22 protein-coding genes and 1 tRNA gene are annotated in these 17,755 nt (G+C 54.9%); 9 read left to right on the forward strand and 14 right to left on the reverse strand.

Annotation, left to right across the window (positions count from 1 at the left end; translation table 11 throughout):
* Nucleotides 1-4: 4 nt before the first annotated feature.
* The 8 genes from rplL to ACXLHR_RS12865 form a co-directional block, all read right to left on the reverse strand.
* Nucleotides 5-376, reverse strand: coding sequence for a 50S ribosomal protein L7/L12 (gene rplL, locus ACXLHR_RS12830; protein WP_458791814.1), 372 nt, complete (start codon nt 374-376; stop codon nt 5-7).
* Nucleotides 377-448: 72 nt separating this feature from the next.
* Nucleotides 449-961 (reverse strand): 50S ribosomal protein L10, encoded by a 513-nt coding sequence (gene rplJ / locus ACXLHR_RS12835; RefSeq protein WP_458791815.1) that lies wholly within the window; start codon nt 959-961, stop codon nt 449-451.
* Nucleotides 962-1,245: 284 nt separating this feature from the next.
* Nucleotides 1,246-1,944 carry a 50S ribosomal protein L1 gene (gene rplA / locus ACXLHR_RS12840; RefSeq protein WP_458791816.1) on the reverse strand — a complete coding sequence of 233 codons (699 nt, stop codon included), beginning with the start codon at nt 1,942-1,944 and terminating at the stop codon, nt 1,246-1,248.
* Nucleotide 1,945: 1 nt separating this feature from the next.
* The gene (gene rplK / locus ACXLHR_RS12845; protein WP_458791817.1) at nt 1,946-2,371 is read right to left on the reverse strand and encodes a 50S ribosomal protein L11; all 426 of its coding nucleotides are present in this window, start codon (nt 2,369-2,371) and stop codon (nt 1,946-1,948) included.
* A 107-nt stretch (nt 2,372-2,478) separates the two neighbouring features.
* On the reverse strand, nt 2,479-3,012 hold the full coding sequence (gene nusG / locus ACXLHR_RS12850) for a transcription termination/antitermination protein NusG (RefSeq protein ID WP_458792549.1): 534 nt from the start codon (nt 3,010-3,012) through the stop codon (nt 2,479-2,481).
* 195 nt (nt 3,013-3,207) lie between these two features.
* Nucleotides 3,208-3,408 carry a preprotein translocase subunit SecE gene (gene secE / locus ACXLHR_RS12855; protein ID WP_458791818.1) on the reverse strand — a complete coding sequence of 67 codons (201 nt, stop codon included), beginning with the start codon at nt 3,406-3,408 and terminating at the stop codon, nt 3,208-3,210.
* A gap of 54 nt (nt 3,409-3,462) precedes the next feature.
* Nucleotides 3,463-4,356 (reverse strand): hypothetical protein, encoded by an 894-nt coding sequence (locus ACXLHR_RS12860; protein WP_458791819.1) that lies wholly within the window; start codon nt 4,354-4,356, stop codon nt 3,463-3,465.
* A gap of 43 nt (nt 4,357-4,399) precedes the next feature.
* Nucleotides 4,400-4,475: transfer RNA gene (locus ACXLHR_RS12865), tRNA-Trp, on the reverse strand.
* 113 nt (nt 4,476-4,588) lie between these two features.
* Here ACXLHR_RS12865 and ACXLHR_RS12870 point away from each other — a divergent pair.
* Complete coding sequence (locus ACXLHR_RS12870; protein WP_458791820.1) at nt 4,589-5,254, forward strand: lysophospholipid acyltransferase family protein; 666 nt, start codon at nt 4,589-4,591, stop codon at nt 5,252-5,254.
* A gap of 31 nt (nt 5,255-5,285) precedes the next feature.
* On the opposite strand, the gene ACXLHR_RS12875 is transcribed toward ACXLHR_RS12870, so the two are convergent.
* Nucleotides 5,286-5,732, reverse strand: a complete 447-nt coding sequence (locus tag ACXLHR_RS12875; RefSeq protein ID WP_458791821.1) for an LbetaH domain-containing protein — start codon at nt 5,730-5,732, stop codon at nt 5,286-5,288.
* Nucleotides 5,733-5,941: 209 nt separating this feature from the next.
* Here ACXLHR_RS12875 and ACXLHR_RS12880 point away from each other — a divergent pair, with 209 nt between their 5' ends.
* Nucleotides 5,942-6,880: an IS110 family RNA-guided transposase gene (locus tag ACXLHR_RS12880; protein ID WP_458789636.1), complete on the forward strand. Its 939-nt coding sequence runs from the start codon at nt 5,942-5,944 to the stop codon at nt 6,878-6,880.
* Here the strand turns inward: ACXLHR_RS12880 and ACXLHR_RS12885 are convergent, their stop codons facing one another.
* The 3 genes from ACXLHR_RS12885 to ACXLHR_RS12895 all read right to left on the reverse strand — a co-directional run bounded on the left by ACXLHR_RS12885 (nt 6,881) and on the right by ACXLHR_RS12895 (nt 10,867).
* On the reverse strand, nt 6,881-7,096 hold the full coding sequence (locus ACXLHR_RS12885; protein WP_458791822.1) for a hypothetical protein: 216 nt from the start codon (nt 7,094-7,096) through the stop codon (nt 6,881-6,883).
* Between the two features lie 105 nt (nt 7,097-7,201).
* Nucleotides 7,202-8,377, reverse strand: a complete 1,176-nt coding sequence (gene tuf, locus ACXLHR_RS12890) for an elongation factor Tu (protein ID WP_458791803.1) — start codon at nt 8,375-8,377, stop codon at nt 7,202-7,204.
* A 144-nt stretch (nt 8,378-8,521) separates the two neighbouring features.
* Nucleotides 8,522-10,867, reverse strand: coding sequence for a DNA topoisomerase IV subunit A (locus tag ACXLHR_RS12895; protein ID WP_458791823.1), 2,346 nt, complete (start codon nt 10,865-10,867; stop codon nt 8,522-8,524).
* 149 nt (nt 10,868-11,016) lie between these two features.
* Between ACXLHR_RS12895 and ACXLHR_RS12900 the strand changes: the two genes are divergently transcribed.
* The 6 genes from ACXLHR_RS12900 (at nt 11,017) to ACXLHR_RS12925 (ending at nt 14,990) form a co-directional block, all read left to right on the forward strand.
* A complete protein-coding gene (locus ACXLHR_RS12900; RefSeq protein WP_458791824.1) occupies nt 11,017-11,475 on the forward strand; it encodes an SH3 domain-containing protein in 459 nt (152 codons plus the stop codon).
* A 39-nt stretch (nt 11,476-11,514) separates the two neighbouring features.
* Nucleotides 11,515-12,342: an SDR family NAD(P)-dependent oxidoreductase gene (locus ACXLHR_RS12905; protein WP_458791825.1), complete on the forward strand. Its 828-nt coding sequence runs from the start codon at nt 11,515-11,517 to the stop codon at nt 12,340-12,342.
* 59 nt (nt 12,343-12,401) lie between these two features.
* Nucleotides 12,402-12,599, forward strand: coding sequence for a twin transmembrane helix small protein (locus tag ACXLHR_RS12910; RefSeq protein WP_458791826.1), 198 nt, complete (start codon nt 12,402-12,404; stop codon nt 12,597-12,599).
* Between the two features lie 12 nt (nt 12,600-12,611).
* Nucleotides 12,612-13,184, forward strand: coding sequence for a cob(I)yrinic acid a,c-diamide adenosyltransferase (locus ACXLHR_RS12915; RefSeq protein ID WP_458791827.1), 573 nt, complete (start codon nt 12,612-12,614; stop codon nt 13,182-13,184).
* Nucleotides 13,185-13,303: 119 nt separating this feature from the next.
* Nucleotides 13,304-14,062, forward strand: coding sequence for an electron transfer flavoprotein subunit beta/FixA family protein (locus tag ACXLHR_RS12920; protein WP_458791828.1), 759 nt, complete (start codon nt 13,304-13,306; stop codon nt 14,060-14,062).
* Nucleotide 14,063: 1 nt separating this feature from the next.
* Complete coding sequence (locus ACXLHR_RS12925; RefSeq protein WP_458791829.1) at nt 14,064-14,990, forward strand: electron transfer flavoprotein subunit alpha/FixB family protein; 927 nt, start codon at nt 14,064-14,066, stop codon at nt 14,988-14,990.
* A gap of 38 nt (nt 14,991-15,028) precedes the next feature.
* Here the strand turns inward: ACXLHR_RS12925 and ACXLHR_RS12930 are convergent, their stop codons facing one another.
* Nucleotides 15,029-15,865 (reverse strand): DUF6473 family protein, encoded by an 837-nt coding sequence (locus ACXLHR_RS12930; protein WP_458791830.1) that lies wholly within the window; start codon nt 15,863-15,865, stop codon nt 15,029-15,031.
* Nucleotides 15,866-16,026: 161 nt separating this feature from the next.
* Between ACXLHR_RS12930 and ACXLHR_RS12935 the strand changes: the two genes are divergently transcribed.
* Nucleotides 16,027-16,902: a 3-hydroxybutyryl-CoA dehydrogenase gene (locus tag ACXLHR_RS12935; protein WP_458791831.1), complete on the forward strand. Its 876-nt coding sequence runs from the start codon at nt 16,027-16,029 to the stop codon at nt 16,900-16,902.
* Here the strand turns inward: ACXLHR_RS12935 and ACXLHR_RS12940 are convergent.
* On the reverse strand, nt 16,899-17,753 hold the full coding sequence (locus ACXLHR_RS12940; protein ID WP_458791832.1) for a lysophospholipid acyltransferase family protein: 855 nt from the start codon (nt 17,751-17,753) through the stop codon (nt 16,899-16,901). The genes ACXLHR_RS12935 and ACXLHR_RS12940 overlap by 4 nt on opposite strands.
* Nucleotides 17,754-17,755: the final 2 nt, after the last annotated feature.

Consider the following 17,755-nt stretch of genomic DNA (forward strand, 5'->3'; position numbering starts at 1 on the left):
TAGCTTAAGCCAATTCTACAGTCGCGCCAACTGCTTCCAGCTTTGCTTTGACTTCATCAGCTTCTGCTTTGGAAGCGCCTTCTTTGATTTTGCCACCGGCTTCAACCAAGTCTTTTGCTTCTTTCAGGCCAAGACCTGTGATCGCGCGGACTTCTTTGATGACGTTGATCTTGGATGCGCCAGCGTCTTTGAGAACGACGTCGAATTCTGTCTTCTCTTCGGCCGCTTCGCCGCCAGCCGCAGGGCCAGCCATCATGACTGCGCCACCGGCTGCAGGCTCGATGCCATACTCATCCTTCAGGATGGTTTTCAGTTCTTGTGCTTCGAGAAGGGTCAGACCAACAATCTCTTCAGCCATTTTCTTAAGATCAGCCATTATGCTATCTCCATTCGATTTAAGTGTGTTCCAACGTACGCAAGATTTGCCCAGTCGGATATTTCAGATGCTTCAGGCAGCTTTCTCTTCGATAGTCGAGAGAATGCTCGCGATGTTGGAAGCAGGCGCGCCAATGGCCCCGGCGATGTTGGAAGCAGGTGCACCGATACAACCCACGATAGAAGCAATAAGCTCCTCGCGGCTTGGCATCTGTGCCACGGCCTTAACACCGTCGACGTCCAGTGCTGTATCACCCATTGCACCACCAAGAATAACGAGCTTGTCGTTTTTCTTAGCATATGCATCGACGACCTTCGCAGCAGCGACAGGATCCTCGGAATAGGCCAACACGGTCATGCCATCAAGGAATGCAGCAATGCTTGCGCATGGCTTACCCTCAAGGGCGATCTTGGCGAGCTTGTTTTTGGCAACACGAACAGACCCACCAACTTCACGCATTTGCGCGCGCAGGTCCTGCATTTCGGCAACTGTCATACCCTCGTAGCGGCTAACCACAACGACGCCAGAGCTTTCAAAGATTTGGCCGAGATCGTCGACCAACTGTTCTTTTTGTGCTCTATCCACAGTTTCACTCCAAATTCGGGGGTTACCCCCCAGCTCATTTCGGATCTGGCTAATGCCAAACCCAGTTCGGGTCCAATTTCAGGGTCCCGAGGCCAATTTCGCCCGAGGGTCTAAACCCGCGGTAAACTAGTTCTCGTTTCCCATCTCAGGAAGGAATTATGCGCACTTGCGATTGCACCCTCCGTCTCGGACAGAACGGGATCGATCATCTGATCCCGCTAAACGCACCCCGTATGGAATGCGAATCTCTTTCAGGACGGACCTAAGCCCGTCCTGTTTTTTTCTTAGTTGCCAGTCGCGCTTGCGATGTCAACAGAAACGCCAGGGCCCATTGTCGAAGATACAGCGATCTTCTTCATGTATGTGCCTTTTGCACCAGTTGGGCGTGCTTTTTGCACCGCATCAACAAATGCCAGCATGTTTTCTTCAATCTGCTGCGCAGAGAAAGATGCTTTGCCGATACCAGCATGAACAACACCAGCTTTTTCAGCTTTGAACTGAACCTGGCCGCCTTTAGCCGCTTCAACAGCCGCCTTGACGTCCATTGTCACTGTGCCAACACGTGGGTTTGGCATCAGGTTACGTGGGCCCAAAACCTTACCAAGACGACCAACAATAGCCATCATGTCAGGTGTCGCGATGCAACGATCAAAGTCGATTGTGCCGCCCTGAATGGTTTCCATCAGGTCTTCTGCACCAACGATGTCTGCACCAGCAGCTTTTGCTTCGTCAGCCTTATCGCCGCGCGCAAAAACAGCAACGCGAACAGTTTTACCAGTGCCGTGTGGCAATGTGACTGTGCCGCGAACCATCTGGTCTGCGTGACGTGGATCAACACCAAGCTGCAAGGAAATCTCGACTGTTTCGTCGAACTTTGCAGTTGCGTTGCCTTTAACCAAAGACACAGCCTCGGTTACTTTTACAAGCTCTTTGCCTGCGAATGCTGCGCGAGCAGCAGTTGTGCGCTTACCAAATTTTGCCATCTTACTTCACCTCGATGCCCATAGAGCGAGCAGAGCCCGCGATGATCAGCATTGCGCCTTCGATGGACGTCGCGTTGAGGTCCTTCATCTTGGCTTCGGCGATTTCACGCACCTGCTTACCAGTGATCGTACCCGCAACTGTCTTGCCTGGCTCTTTAGAACCGGCTTTCAGCTTGGCCGCTTTCTTGATGAAATGCGATGCGGGTGGGGACTTCACTTCCATAGAGAAAGATTTGTCAGCGTAATATGTGATCACGGTCGGGCAAGGCGCACCTGGCTCCATGTCAGCTGTTTTTGCGTTGAACGCTTTACAGAATTCCATGATGTTGATGCCGCGCTGACCCAGTGCTGGACCGACGGGTGGGGATGGATTGGCTTGGCCTGCTTTAACTTGCAGCTTGAGCGATCCCATTACTTTTTTAGCCATAAGGCGTCTCCTTCATTTCAGCGATGGGTCAAGGACCCACCCTACAATGCCCGCGAGGGGCGCTTTGCGGTGGTTCAGCTTGCGCCTCCCACCTCTGATGCACGCATTTAACCTTGCTTGGTTACTTGCGTGAATTCCAATTCGACCGGTGTTGCCCGACCAAAGATAGAGACCGTCACCTTAAGGCGCGCGTTCTCTTCATCAACTTCTTCAACCATGCCGTCGAAATCTTCAAACGGCCCTTCGTTGACTTTTACTTTCTCGCCAATCTCGAAGTGGATCAATGTGCGTGGTGCATCCTGACCTTCTTCAACACGACCGAGAATCGCCTGAACCTCTGCGTCGCGCATTGGCATCGGGCGACCATGTGGGCCCAAGAAACCAGTGACGCGGTTGATCGAGTTCACCAAGTGGTACGCCTCGTCCGACAACTCCATACGCACAAGCACATAGCCCGGCATAAAGCGACGCTCGGCGGTCACTTTCTTGTTGCGGCGGATTTCAATTACTTCTTCCGTCGGCACCAGTACTTCTTCGATTTGATCGCTCAAACCTTGCTCTTCAGCTTTCTGTCGAATGGTTTCTGCGATCTTTTTCTCAAAATTCGAGAGAACGCTTACCGAATACCAACGTTTCGCCATGTGATCCGATACCTCAGCCGCCAGCACCCCGAAGGGCGCAAATTCCATTTAAATCAGGTAGTTAACCCGTCTATCCCAGAAAATAAAATGCGGCGCGCTGCACGATTCGCAACACGCCATCTCTAGGAGTCTGGGGCTATTACCGCCCTTACCCGTTGTTTTCAAGTGGGTAAGGGTAAAAACCCGCGCAACTTATTAAGAACCGAAATAGCTCAGCACATTGGTCAGGCCGAAACGAATCGCCATATCAACCAGCGAAAAGAAAATCGCGGTCAGCGTGGCCATGATGAAAACCATGATTGTGGTCAGGACCACTTCACGGCGGGTTGGCCAAACAACTTTGGCGACTTCTGCACGGACTTCTTGTGCAAACTTGACAGGATTGGCGATGGCCATGTTCTATTACCTCTTGGCGGAATAAGGCGGACATACGGGTTTGGCGCGCGCTTTTCAAGCCCGCAGCAACGTTACACCCTCCATCGCCGCAATCTCGGCCAGCTGCACGGCATAATGCGCATCGGCCGTTTCGACCTGCTGCATAGTAAAGGGACGAAACGCAGGGTTTTGCGCCGATACTGGATAGGCCCGCCGCGCCGCATCACCCAGGTCCACGGGCACAGGCCCACCTGTATGCGCCAACACATGATCGACCGCACGCTGCGACAACCCGACATGCACTTTATCGGGGAATGGCATGATGCGCATATCCACACCCTCGCCCATCATTGCCCCTGTCACCTTGTGAAACCGCCAGCGGTATTTTTCCTGCTGCCAAACGAATATGCGCCCGACCCCGGAGATCTGGCGCAGCCCCGCGATCAATCCGGCCCAGCGCACAAGCGACAGCGGATTCTTCGACAGATAATCGTCAAACGCGATTGGCCCATGCCCCATCAACGCCTGCCCGTAAGCCGAGCCGAGAAACCCGGTAGGACTGCGAATACCAATGAACACATCAACCGGACAGGGCGCAACAGCCGCCACAAAGGCACTCACCCGCTCTTCGGCTCCGCGATAAAGCGGCGAGCGCATATTGCCATCAGGCCGGTGCATCACCCCGATGAAATTCTCGTCACTCAGGATCAACCGATGCCCGTCTTGAAACATATGATCTAACTGCGCGTCGCGTGTGCGTGTGGGCTGTGCAGATGTATCGGTGATCTTGAGGTCAAACAAATCGATCAGCGTCTGGCGCGGCTTGCGCAGCGTATCGGGCCCAAAATACTGCACACCCGCCGCACTGAGAGCCTGCCGCTGCACCGCAAACGATCGCTGCAAATGCGATGTCGCAGTTTTATGCGCGCCGATATGCAAGGCAATTGATCTCGCGGGGTGTTGGTTCATGGGGCGGGTCATCCTAATTACAGGGCATCGCATCATGTGGTCTTGGCAGGGGCGCACGGGTTCGAACCGTGGACCTACGGTTTTGGAGACCGTCGCTCTACCAACTGAGCTACACCCCTAAGACCGCCTGTCGATTAGCCCGATATTTGCGCAGGATCAAGGGGGATTGCAACGCAACCTTGTATTCAGGCACAGAAATGTCGAAACAATGCGCATAACAAGGATCGCAGCTATGGCATTTCGCAAACAGATCGAAAAATCGCAATTTCTCGCGTGGCTCTTGGGGGTCATCGCGGGGGGCTACCTTTCGCTGTGTAACCGGACCACAAAATGGGAGGTGCGCGGCGAAGATACCTTGCGCAGCGCACTGGCAGAAGGCCCTGTCTTGTTGGTTCTCTGGCATGGCAGATTGCTCCTCGTCGGACACCACTGGCCACGCGACGCAAGACAGCTCTCGACGTTGCACGACACCTCGCCAATTGCACGGGTGGTCGGCGCGCTTCACACGCGGCTGGGCTTGCTGCCAATGGAAATGTCAAACAAACGGTCCAACATCGCCGCCTCGCGCATGATCCTGCGACGCATGAAAGAAGGCGCCTGCATCGGCCTGACAGGCGACGGGCCAACAGGACCGGCACAGGTCGTCAAAGACGCGCCTCTCGACTGGGCGCGGATCACAGGCATGCCCGTCTTTGCCTATGCCTTCAGCACAAAACGGCACAAAATACTCGGCAGCTGGGACAGAATGATGCTACCACTACCGTTTACACGCGGTGCCAAAGTTTTCGCAAAACTCTCAGTCACAATCCCACGCAAAGGCGACAGCGGACGCGAAGAAATCGGCGCTTTGATGACACAAGTGATGCGGGACGCGGATGAGTTGGCCGCGAATATATAACCAATGACGGCAGTGCGCATAAACGCGCACCCTACACGATGGTGATTGCTTTCAGCGCCGCGATATCTGCGCCAACAATCTCCGCCTCATGCGCGCGGATTGTGTCAATCGGCCAGTCCCACCATGCGATCCCGTTCAGGGCTGTGATCGTTGCCGCATCAAACCGCATCCGCTTCACCACTGCAGGGTTCCCTGCCACAATCGCATAATCAGGCACCACCCCCGCAACAACGGCCCCAGCCCCGACAATCACGCCATTACCAATCACAGCCCCCGGCAATATCCGCGCGCCCTGCCCGATCCATACGTCATTGCCAATACGCGTATCAGGTCCCGCGTCAGGCATCGCAGGCGACCCCGCCAAACCACCACCAAAAATACCAAACGGATAGCTGGAAAACCCGTCGTAGCGATGATTGGCAGAGGCCGTTATAAACTGAACCCCATCCGCAATCTGGCAGAATTTCCCAATATACAACGACTTGTCTTATAATGAACTTGGCTCCTGCTTTATAATGGGGCCACTGCCCGCCACGTCATTTGTGACAGGCAGTGGCGGCGGTTGGATCGTAAATGGCTGGGTCATGATGGACCGCTCCAGAGTTTGATCAACCGCCGTCTTCCCCAAAGGCCTGAACGGATACGCGTGCAACAAGTCACGTATGACAAGCATAGGATATGGAGAATATGACAGATCATAACATTGGCGTGGACATTTCTAAATCCCATCTGGACGTGTTTCGATTGGAAGACGACATGGCTAAACGCTTCGATAATTCAATCACAGGCTTCCGTGCTCTTATCAGATGGTTGGGCAAGGCGACCCGTGTAGCGAGGGTCGTTTACGAGCCGACAGGATCGTATCACAAAGCCTTTGAAGCGACACTTGGGAAGGTGTTACCATTGGTCAAGGTAAATCCTTTGCAGGCGCGCCGTTTTGCGCAGGCCCATGGTACGAGAGCTAAGACTGATGCAGTCGATGCTCGAATGTTGGCGCTTATGGGCGCGGCATTTAATCTTGAACCACAAGTGCCTCTCCCGAAAGAAGCAATTGACCTCAAAGACTTGCATGTTGCGCGGGCTGGGTTGGTCAAGGATCGCACCAGATTGCGCAACCGTGCTCAAATTCAGGGGTTATCTCTCCTGAAACGCCAAACCAAAGCGCGTCTCACGCTAGTGGAACGCCAGATCGTTGAGTTGGACGCCGAGATAGCAGCGCTGATCCAGGCGCGGGAGAGCACCGCACGTACGCATGATATTTTGCGTTCCATGCCCGGTGTCGGCGCTGTTTCTGCTGCCGCAATATTGACCCTGATGCCCGAACTCGGCACGCTAGATCGCAAACAAGTGGCCAGCCTGGCTGGTCTCGCCCCCATCACACGCCAGTCTGGATTATGGCAGGGCAAAGCGTCCATCGGAAGCGGGCGCAAGCCCTTGCGCGATGCCCTTTACATGCCCGCATTAGTCGCCATGCGCTGGAACCCAGACCTCAAAGCAAAATACGAACACCTACGAGACGTGGGAAAACCCGCCAAGGTCGCAATTGTCGCTATAATGCGGAAGCTAATCGAAATCGCAAATGCACTTGTCAAAGCTAATCGCAAATGGACACCAAAAACCGCTTGATCAAGACGGATACTCTGGGGAAAACGGATACAGATACGGGGCCAAATGCGCGGCCCAATCATCAGGGGCGACATGGGCACTGGCATAGCTATAATCACCCACATGAAACTGTGGATGCGCCAAAGTCGCAGGGCGCAGAAAAACCGTGCCGGCGTGGGCTGTGCCATCAGGCAAGATGACAGGGTGCAGCGTATCGGGGGATGCAAAATTGGTCATACAGCCCTTATAGAGCGTCGAGACCTAAACAAAAAGGCCGCCTCCTTTCGGAAGCGGCCTTCTTTGTCTTGGCAGTGGTGCGCATAAACGCACACCCTACAAAGCTTACTTAACGATCTTGGACACAACACCAGCGCCGACGGTACGGCCGCCTTCGCGGATCGCAAAACGCAGGCCGTCTTCCATCGCGATTGGTGCGATCAGCTCAACGTTGAACTTCAAGTTGTCGCCAGGCATGACCATTTCTGTGCCTTCTGGAAGAACAACAGTGCCGGTCACGTCAGTTGTACGGAAGTAGAACTGTGGACGGTAGTTCGCAAAAAACGGTGTGTGACGACCGCCTTCTTCTTTGGTCAGAATGTAGGCTTCTGCTTCAAAGTCAGTGTGCGGGTTAACCGAACCTGGCTTACACAGAACCTGACCGCGCTCAACACCTTCACGGTCGATACCGCGCAGCAATGCGCCAACGTTGTCGCCAGCTTCACCGCGATCAAGCAGCTTGCGGAACATTTCAACACCAGTACAAACTGTTTTCTTCGTGTCACGGATACCAACGATGGAGATTTCTTCACCAACGTTCAATACGCCACGCTCGATACGACCAGTCACAACAGTACCACGGCCAGAGATCGAGAATACATCCTCGATTGGCATCAAGAACGGCAGGTCAACTGCGCGTGCTGGTGTCGGGATGTACTCGTCAACAGCCTTCATCAACGCGATGATGGAGCTTTCGCCGATTTCTGGCTGTGTGCCGTTCATCGCGTGCAGAGCGGAACCAGGGATCACAGGAATGTCGTCGCCAGGGTAGTCGTACTTGGACAACAACTCACGGATTTCCATTTCAACCAATTCCAACAACTCATCGTCGTCTACTTGGTCAACTTTGTTCATGTAAACAACCATGTACGGGATGCCAACCTGACGGCCAAGCAAGATGTGCTCGCGTGTCTGTGGCATTGGACCGTCTGCTGCGTTCACAACAAGGATCGCGCCGTCCATCTGGGCAGCACCGGTGATCATGTTCTTGACGTAGTCGGCGTGACCTGGGCAGTCAACGTGTGCGTAGTGACGTGCTTCGGTTTCGTACTCAACGTGAGCAGTCGAAATCGTGATACCACGTGCTTTTTCTTCTGGCGCGCCGTCAATCTGGTCATACGCTTGGAAATCACCAAAATACTTGGTGATCGCTGCTGTCAGTGTTGTCTTACCGTGGTCAACGTGGCCGATTGTGCCGATGTTAACGTGTGGTTTATTACGTTCAAACTTTGCCTTAGCCATTTTGCTAGCGCCCTTAATTCTGAGGGGCCACGTGGGCCCGTTCCAACATCGCGGGCGATCTATTCTGAAACGGGGGAAAATGCAAGGGGATTAGGCTATTTCGACCAACGAACAAGACTCTTCAATAGGCAAACAAATGCTGCATTATCCGAACTTGTTGTTCTTGGGGAAACCATGCGGAGGCCGCTTGCCCATACCGCCACGCGCCGCTTTCCACTCCGACATATCCGGCTCCGTGCGGGTTTTACCGCCGCCCATTTGCCATGATAACCCGTCGGCCCACTGGAACGTGGTCAGATCACACAACCCGCCGTCGATTTCCAAGGTCCCCTGACGGCTCGGAGCTTTCTTGTATTTCTGCAAACGCACACCTTTGCCGCGTCCCATTTCGGGCAGGTCATCGGTCGAAAACACCAACAGTTTGGCGTTCTCGGAAATCACAGCAATATGATCCCCGTTCATGCGGATGCAGGTCTTGGCGACCCCGTCCCCGACATTCAACACCTGTTTGCCTGTGCGGGTCTGCGCAATCACGTCGTTTTCCGGCACGATAAATCCGTTGCCCGCATCAGACGCCACGATCAAACGCATGCCAGCTTGATGCACAAACATATCCACAATTTCGCATTCATTGGGCAAATCGACGATCAGCCGCAACGGTTCACCCATGCCGCGTCCGCCGGGCAGGCTCGCCGCGCCAACCGTATAGAACCGCCCGTTTGTGCCAAACACCAACAACCGGTCCGTAGTCTCGGCATGGAAGATAAAGCGCGGCCCATCACCATCCTTGAACTTCAACTCGCGAGTCAGATCAATGTGACCCGTCATCGCCCTGATCCAGCCCATCTGACTACAAACAACCGTAATCGGCTCACGATCGATCATTGCTTCCAGCGGCACCTCGACCACCTCGGCGGCAATCGCGAACTGGGTGCGCCGCGCGCCACCAATGCTCTCGCGGCCAAACTGCTTACGGGTTTCGCGCAGCTGCTCGGCAATCGTCGACCACTGCACATCATCACTTTCAAGCAGATCTTCCAACCCTGCACGCTCCAGCATCAAGGCATCACGCTCTTTCACCAGCTCGATCTCTTCCAACCGGCGCAACGACCGCAGGCGCATATTCAAAATCGCCTCGGCCTGCACTTCGGTCAACGAAATCTCAGGGTCCGCTCCAGCCACAATTGGCGAAACATATTCTTTTTCAGAGAACGCACGCGGATGCTCGCGACCCCAATCCTCGATCATCAACGCACGCTTGGGCTCGTCATCATAACGAATAATATCGATCACACGATCAAGGTTCAAAAAGGCAACGATAAAGCCCTCTAGCACCTCCAAGCGGTGATCTATCTTTTCCATCCGGTGTGTTGAGCGGCGGATCAATACCTCGCGGCGATGATCCAGAAACGCGCGCAACACTTCCTTGAGCGAACAAACCTTCGGCGTCAAACCGTCAATCAACACGTTCATATTCAAACTGAAACGGGTCTCGAGATCAGAGTTGCGAAACAACATCCCCATCAACATCTCGGGGTCCACTGTCTTGGACCGTGGCTCAAGCACCATACGAATATCTTCAGCCGATTCGTCGCGCACATCGGCCAGCAACGGCACCTTCTTAAGGTTAATCAACTCGGCCAGCTTCTCGATCAGCTTGGATTTCTGAACCTGATACGGAATCTCGGTGACAATAATCTGCCACTGACCACGTCCCAGATCCTCAACCTCCCACTTGGCGCGCAACCGGAATGAACCACGCCCCGTGCGATACGCCTCGGCAATATTCTCGGGAGGTTCAACAATCGTGCCACCGGTCGGAAAATCAGGCCCGGGAATATAATTCAACAATGTCTCGTCACGCACATCAGGCGTCTTGATCATATGCAGACAGGCATCAATCAACTCATGCAGGTTATGCGGCGGAATGTTGGTGGCCATCCCCACCGCAATCCCCGTTGATCCATTGGCCAGCAGGTTCGGAAACGCCGCAGGAAACACGACAGGCTCTTCGCGGGTGCCATCATAGTTGGGGCGATAATCAACCGCGTTCTCGGTCAGCCCCTCCATCAACGCCTCGGCGGCGGCGGTCATGCGGGCCTCGGTATAACGGGCCGCGGCAGGGTTATCGCCATCGATATTGCCGAAATTCCCCTGACCATGCACCAGTGGATACCGCACGTTAAACTCTTGAGCCAAACGGGCCATCGCATCATAAATCGCGGCATCACCGTGCGGGTGATAGTTACCCATCACATCGCCGGAAATCTTTGCTGATTTGCGAAACCCGCCATTACTCGCCAGCTTCAACTCGCGCATCGCGTACAGAATACGGCGATGCACAGGCTTCAGCCCGTCACGCGCATCCGGCAAGGCACGGTGCATAATTGTCGATAACGCATAGGTCAGGTAACGCTCGCCAATGGCGCGGCGCAACGGCTCGGTGGTTTCCAAGCTGGGTGTATCCGGATCTATAATATCGTCACTCATAAGGTGTGGTGTAACCGTGCCGATCAGGGTCGTAAAGATGCCAATACGGGGAACAGGTCGAAGATTTTCCCTGCGTTATTCTTACATAGCTGGTATTATAAGGGTGCAACGATCACAATTTCTGATCGATCCGGGGGGATCACGCTGCCATGAACAAATTTATTTTACTCTCATTTATGATGCTGGGCTTCGGTTTTTACGAAATGTCGGGCGGCGCGGACTTTGCGCCAGAACCCCGCCCCGCTGCTCAAACCACCGTCGTGACCGCGCCCGTTGTGCCATTCGACGCACCGCAGATAACACGCGCAGCACTGAGGGCGCTGCCCAACGTCACCGAAACACCACAGATTTCGGAGGCTAAAGTTACGCAAGCATCACTGACCACAACGCCGGTTCAGGCTGCCGTTATCGCCGACCTGCGTCAGGTGACAGGCCGGCGCGTGAATATGCGCTCGGGGCCGGGCATCGATTACGGCGTGTTGGACACGCTGACCTTTGGCACACAAACCCAAGTGATCGAACTGACACCAGAAGGCTGGGCGCGTGTGCGCGTGACAGACACCAACCAGATCGGCTGGATGTCAGCGCGGCTTTTGTCCAACAGCTAAGCCCTTGTTTGCGCCGCGCAGTGGCGTATGTCGTGCCATATGACACAAAAAACCATCCTCATCACAGGCTGCTCTTCGGGCATCGGCTTTGACGCTGCCCAAGGGTTTCGCGCCCTTGGCTGGCGCGTTTTCGCAAGCTGCCGCCAACAGGCCGATTGTGACCGCCTGATCGGCTTGGGCTTTGACAGCCCCCTGATCGACTACGCCGACAGCGCCACAATCAAGAACGGACTGGCGCAGGTTTTAACAGCCACAGGCGGCACGCTTGATGTGCTTTATAACAACGGCGCCTTCGCCTGCCCTGCCGCCGTCGAAGACCTGCCACGCGACGCACTTCGCGCGATCTTTGAAGTCAACGTGTTTGGCTACCTTGAACTCACCAACCTCGTGATCCCCGTCATGCGCGCCCAAGACCACGGACGGATCATCAACTGCTCCAGCGTGCTTGGCCTCGTGGGCCTTAAATGGCGCGGCGCTTACGTCGCCACGAAATTCGCCCTCGAAGGGTTAACCGACGTGCTGCGCATGGAAATGGCCGATACCGCGATCAAAATCATTCTGATCGAACCGGGCCCAATCACCTCCGATATCCGCGCCAACGCAATCCCGCATTTCGAGCGTTGGATCGACTGGCAAGGCTCTGCACGCGCCGCGCAATACATCACCCTACGCGACAGATTATATACCAGCAGCGGACCAGACAAATTTGAACGACCCGCCAGCGCAGTCACTAAAAAACTGATCCATGCAGCGACGTCCAAACGACCAAAGCCACGCTATTATGTTACAAAACCCACCTACTTCGCAGGGATACTGCGACGCATTCTGCCCACGTGCGCACTTGACGCAGTTATCGGGCGCGGGTGATCCCTTTCTTTTTGCGCCACCTCTGCTACATAAATCAAATCAAATAAGGGACGATGACAATGGCCTCAGATCCACTTTTCATTCTGGTCGCACTCGCCGTGCTGATCGTGCTTGGCATCTTGCTGTTCGGCATTGGCACCTTTGGCAAAGGCGGCGATTTTAACAAAAAACATGCCAACCGCATCATGCGCTGGCGGATTGGCGCGCAGGCCGTCGCCGTCGCTCTCATTTTACTATTTGTTTATCTGCGCGGCTAAAGGAGCGTCAAAATGGTTGTTTTGAATAAAATCTATACAAAAACCGGCGATGCAGGCGAAACCGCCTTGGGCAACGGCGCGCGGGTCGCAAAACACGCGGCGCGGGTCACCGCTTACGGCACGGTGGATGAAACGAATGCAACCGTTGGCATGGCACGCCTGCACGCAACCGGTGATTTCGACGCGCAGTTGATGATGATCCAGAACGACCTGTTTGATCTGGGCGCTGACCTTTGCACACCTGACATGGAAAACGACGCCACAGCCCCATACCCTCCCTTGCGTATGGCCGACAGCCAAGTGGCGCGGCTCGAGGCGGAAATCGACGCCATGACCAAAATGGTCGCCCCCCTGCGTAGCTTTATCCTGCCGGGCGGCTCCGCGCTCGCCGCACGCCTGCACCTGTGCCGCACCGTATCACGGCGCGCCGAGCGGCTGACTGTTGAACTCGCCACAACCGAATCCGTGAACCCTGCCGCGATTAAATACCTCAACCGCCTGTCCGACTGGTTTTTTCAGGCCTCGCGCATCGCCAATAACAACGGCAAAGATGATGTTCTGTGGGTGCCGGGCGCAAATCGCTAAGCCCCTTCCCCCGCAACGTGGCGTCCCTGATCCACGCCGTGTCGATTTTACACTGTCCTCCCCGCGCCCATCGCGCTAACAATTTCCCAGAGTAAATAAACCTAACAGGAGAAACCGCGATGAAGGTCCTCGTACCCGTCAAACGCGTGATCGACTATAACGTGAAAGTGCGCGTCAAAGCGGACGGAAGCGGTGTTGATCTTGCAAACGTTAAAATGTCGATGAACCCCTTTGATGAAATCGCTATCGAAGAAGCGATCCGCCTGCGCGAAGCAGGTAAAGTCGAAGAAGTAATCGCGGTCTCAATCGGCGTAAAACAAAGCCAGGAAACACTGCGCACCGCCCTCGCTATGGGTGCCGACCGTGCAATCCTCGTGGTTGCAACCGACGACGTGCACACCGACATCGAGCCGCTGGCCGTCGCCAAAATCCTCGCGGCCATCGTCAAGGAAGAAGCCCCCGGCCTCGTCCTCGCAGGCAAGCAAGCGATCGACAACGACATGAACGCCACCGGCCAAATGCTCTCCGCGCTCTTGGGCTGGTCCCAAGGCACATTCGCCTCCGAGCTGGACATCGACGGCGACCACGCCACCGTAACCCGCGAAGTGGATGGCGGTTTGCAAACCATCAAAGTCAAAATGCCAACAATCGTGACTGTTGATCTACGCCTGAACGAACCGCGCTACGCCTCTTTGCCGAACATCATGAAGGCCAAGAAAAAGCCGCTGGACGAGAAAACGCCTGCCGACTACGGCGTTGATATCACCCCGCGCCTGACCGTCGTCAGCACCGTAGAACCGAACACACGTAAAGCCGGCATCATCGTCAAATCGGTTGATGAACTCATCGAAAAACTCAAAGAAGCGGGGGCTGTATAACATGGCTGTTCTCCTCATTGGCGAAGTCACCGACGGCGTATTGTCCGTTGACGCAACCGCAAAAGCCGTCTCGGCTGTGCAATCACTCGGCGATGTCACCGTGCTTTGCGCAGGCGCAAACGCATCGGAAGCAGCGGCAGAAGCCGCAAAAATCGACGGTGTCAAAGCCGTGATTTGCGCCGAAGACGCAAGCCTTGGCCACCGTCTTGCCGAGCCTACAGCGGCTTTGATTGTCTCTCTCGCGGGCGACTACACACACATCGCGGCCCCCGGCACAACAGACGCGAAAAACGTGATTCCACGCGTCGCAGCCTTGCTTGACGTCATGGTCATCTCGGAAGTCACCGGCATCATCGACGCTGACACATTCGAGCGGCCAATTTACGCGGGCAACGCGATCCAAACCGTGAAATCAACCGACGCAACCAAGGTTATGACCATCCGCACCGCAGGCTTTGACGCCGCAGGTATGGGCTGGTCCGCGGCCGTATCCAACATCGGCGCTGCCGCTGATCCGGCCCTGTCCGAATGGGTCGCCGACAAGGTTGCATCATCGGACCGTCCCGAACTGACATCGGCAGGTGTTGTTGTCTCGGGCGGGCGCGGCATCGGATCCGAAGACAACTTCAAAATCATTGAAGGACTGGCCGACAAACTCAACGCAGCCGTTGGCGCGTCGCGGGCCGCAGTCGATTCAGGTTACGCACCGAACGACTGGCAAGTCGGGCAAACCGGCAAAGTCGTGGCGCCTGACCTTTATATCGCAGTCGGCATTTCAGGCGCGATCCAGCACCTTGCTGGTATGAAAGACTCTAAAATAATCGTCGCAATCAACAAAGACGAGGAAGCGCCAATTTTCCAAGTCGCCGACTTTGGCTTGGTCGCTGATCTTTTTGATGCTGTGCCAGAGTTGACCTCCAAACTATAAATCCCGATCTGGCCCGCCCCCTAAAAGGGCGGGCTTTTTCATAGGTGCCGCTTTATCACCGACGCAAGCGCACTATTTGCCTCGGCATGACAGGCAACCCCCAACATTTCTGACGCCGCCTTGGCCTGCATCCCAGAAAAATGCATCCCTCGTGTGCCAACCCCGATGGCAAACTCGGATGGCACCACCTGCACAACATCCAAAACCAAACCGCGCAATTCGTCGATCATCGTTTTGGTGATAAATAACGGATCCACCTGCATCGGATTTAGGGCCGCCTGCCAGCGCGCATCAGAAATCGGCGCACGGGAAAACCACAAGAGAACCGACCTTGGCCCGATTTGCACCAACATATTCTTCATGCGGGCCACCCATGCCTCACGCAGCTCGGACACAACAATATCAAACCGTTCGGGGGACAGGCGGTACAACGCATTCAACATGTGACGGGTAAAGGTAAAGTCCGAGAAATCCACCTCGTTATAAATCGCCTGTAACACCGTTGATGCGCGCAAGAACCTGTCATTGCGGCGTGGATGCACCGAATAGAACCGGTTCGATAGAAAATTCGCGCCCATAATCTGCACCACGGTCAGTTTTGCATCATGGCAGGCCGACATAATCGTCGGATCATTCACAAAAGCATCAACACCACCGTTAACGCACCCGAAATTCACGCAGGTTTTTCCGACAACCTGCTCTAGCAACGCCGGAAACGGCCTGTCGATATATTTGCCGAATGTTTCGGTCCCGCCAATAAACGCGAGATAGGGCGCATCCAGTTTACGACGTGGCCCGCGAAACAAAATGCGCGACATTCCGTAACGACAGGGCGCATATGTCAGACTACTGCCATCTCTGGTTTCATGTTTCATGGGTCACAGCTTTCAACGAATTTTGATTCCTTTTGCTAGAATCACCGAAAGCCCTTTCGATTTAGCTAAAGAGAAAACTTGAGGCTTCTTTTAACGGCTCAAGTGCCTTGCCGCCCCCCGCACATGGCGCATATGGTGCAGCCAACACGAAGGGGACCACCATGACAGTAGAACGCGTAGGTATTGTTGGCGCAGGCCAGATGGGCAACGGCATCGCACATGTTTTTGCGCTGGCCGGCTACGAGGTATTGTTGAATGATATCAGTGGCGATGCGTTAAAAGCGGCTGTTGATCTGATCGATCGCAATCTGGAACGTCAGGTCGGCAAAGGCCAGATTGAAGCAGCGACAAAAGCCGACGCCATGGCGCGCATTGGCACGACCCAGACGCTCCCCGACCTTGGACAAACCGATTTGATCATTGAGGCTGCAACAGAGCGGGAAGCGATCAAGCAAGTTATTTTCGAAGATCTGTTGCCCCACCTGAAACCCGACACGATTCTCACGTCAAACACCTCTTCAATTTCCATCACCCGCCTTGCGTCGCGCACCGACCGGCCGGAACGGTTTATGGGTTTCCACTTTATGAACCCCGTCCCGATCATGCAACTTGTCGAACTGATCCGCGGCATCGCGACAGACGAACAAACCTTCAAAACCTGCCAGGACGTTGTGGCCAAACTGGGCAAAACCAGCACCGCCTCCGAAGATTTCCCCGGCTTCATCGTCAACCGCATCCTGATGCCGATGATCAACGAAGCGATCTACACCCTTTACGAAGGTGTCGGCTCGGTCCAATCCATCGACACATCCCTTAAACTCGGCGCAAATCACCCGATGGGACCGCTGGAACTCGCAGACTTCATCGGGCTAGATACCTGCCTTGCGATCATGAACGTGCTGCATGACGGGCTGGCCGACACCAAATACCGCCCCTGCCCCCTGCTCACAAAATACGTCGAGGCCGGCTGGCTAGGCCGCAAAACCAAACGCGGCTTCTACGACTATCGCGGCGAAGTGCCCGTCCCGACCCGCTAGTCGCCCAATCCAAGCGTATGCGCACGTAACCACGCCATAAACGCACGCGGATCAGCCCCGCGTGCAGCAATCTCGGCCGGTGCAATCGGCACACCCACTACCGGTTTCTGCGGCTTGTTCAGCGCATGAACAATCTCGTGCAGTAACAACCCTTGCCTCAATGTCGCGGAAATACGGTTGGCAATCTGGTAGACCCGCGAATTTGATCCCGGAAAGAAACAAGGCACAACTGTAGCCCCCGAATTGCGGATCATCTTGGCGGTGAACACATTCCAATCACGCTCAATCGCAGGGCCAAACATACTATCAGAACTGGCAACAACCCCCGACGGAAACAACGCCACCAGCCCCCCCGCCTTCAAATGCTCCATCGCCGCCTGACGCATCGCAACCATCTTTTTCTGCGCATCCGGCTCGTGCGGAAACGGCACGGGAATCATGTAACTGGCCGCATCCTCATCAATCCCCGTCAACAGCGACCGCGTCAAAATACGATAATCATTACGCCTGCGACCAATCAAATCCGCCAAAATCATACCATCAACCAAACCATGCGGATGGTTGGCGACAAAAATCACCGGTCCCGTGGCTGGAATATGCGCCAACTGATCCACTGGCGTCAGCAGATCAATCCCCATCACATCCAACGTGGCACGCCAGAACGACTGCCCCTTAAACGTGCCCATCCTCTCGAAACGACGGACCAGTCCGGCAATCTTGATTTTGCCCGTCAACAACTCGATCGTACGAATAATCTGACGCTTTAGCGGACTGTCAAATGTGTTGGAATAGGTCAGACTGGCGCGATCATACACACGCGGAGCGGTAAAATCCGAACTCTTATCTGTCAAAA

The organism is Yoonia sp. MH D7 (assembly GCF_054439475.1).

Excerpts from the sequence above, each read along its gene's own strand:
- nusG (WP_458792549.1), bottom strand. The coding sequence starts at position 3,012 with ATGGCGAAACGTTGGTATTCGGTAAGCGTTCTCTCGAATTTTGAGAAA.
- tuf (WP_458791803.1), bottom strand. The coding sequence starts at position 8,377 with ATGGCTAAGGCAAAGTTTGAACGTAATAAACCACACGTTAACATCGGC.
- ACXLHR_RS12935 (WP_458791831.1), top strand. The coding sequence starts at position 16,027 with ATGACAGTAGAACGCGTAGGTATTGTTGGCGCAGGCCAGATGGGCAAC.
- ACXLHR_RS12905 (WP_458791825.1), top strand. The coding sequence starts at position 11,515 with ATGACACAAAAAACCATCCTCATCACAGGCTGCTCTTCGGGCATCGGC.
- ACXLHR_RS12910 (WP_458791826.1), top strand. The coding sequence starts at position 12,402 with ATGGCCTCAGATCCACTTTTCATTCTGGTCGCACTCGCCGTGCTGATC.
- ACXLHR_RS12915 (WP_458791827.1), top strand. The coding sequence starts at position 12,612 with ATGGTTGTTTTGAATAAAATCTATACAAAAACCGGCGATGCAGGCGAA.
- ACXLHR_RS12895 (WP_458791823.1), bottom strand. The coding sequence starts at position 10,867 with ATGAGTGACGATATTATAGATCCGGATACACCCAGCTTGGAAACCACC.
- ACXLHR_RS12870 (WP_458791820.1), top strand. The coding sequence starts at position 4,589 with ATGGCATTTCGCAAACAGATCGAAAAATCGCAATTTCTCGCGTGGCTC.
- ACXLHR_RS12920 (WP_458791828.1), top strand. The coding sequence starts at position 13,304 with ATGAAGGTCCTCGTACCCGTCAAACGCGTGATCGACTATAACGTGAAA.
- ACXLHR_RS12900 (WP_458791824.1), top strand. The coding sequence starts at position 11,017 with ATGAACAAATTTATTTTACTCTCATTTATGATGCTGGGCTTCGGTTTT.
- ACXLHR_RS12925 (WP_458791829.1), top strand. The coding sequence starts at position 14,064 with ATGGCTGTTCTCCTCATTGGCGAAGTCACCGACGGCGTATTGTCCGTT.
- ACXLHR_RS12880 (WP_458789636.1), top strand. The coding sequence starts at position 5,942 with ATGACAGATCATAACATTGGCGTGGACATTTCTAAATCCCATCTGGAC.
- rplK (WP_458791817.1), bottom strand. The coding sequence starts at position 2,371 with ATGGCTAAAAAAGTAATGGGATCGCTCAAGCTGCAAGTTAAAGCAGGC.
- rplA (WP_458791816.1), bottom strand. The coding sequence starts at position 1,944 with ATGGCAAAATTTGGTAAGCGCACAACTGCTGCTCGCGCAGCATTCGCA.
- rplL (WP_458791814.1), bottom strand. The coding sequence starts at position 376 with ATGGCTGATCTTAAGAAAATGGCTGAAGAGATTGTTGGTCTGACCCTT.
- ACXLHR_RS12885 (WP_458791822.1), bottom strand. The coding sequence starts at position 7,096 with ATGACCAATTTTGCATCCCCCGATACGCTGCACCCTGTCATCTTGCCT.
- ACXLHR_RS12860 (WP_458791819.1), bottom strand. The coding sequence starts at position 4,356 with ATGAACCAACACCCCGCGAGATCAATTGCCTTGCATATCGGCGCGCAT.
- ACXLHR_RS12930 (WP_458791830.1), bottom strand. The coding sequence starts at position 15,865 with ATGAAACATGAAACCAGAGATGGCAGTAGTCTGACATATGCGCCCTGT.
- secE (WP_458791818.1), bottom strand. The coding sequence starts at position 3,408 with ATGGCCATCGCCAATCCTGTCAAGTTTGCACAAGAAGTCCGTGCAGAA.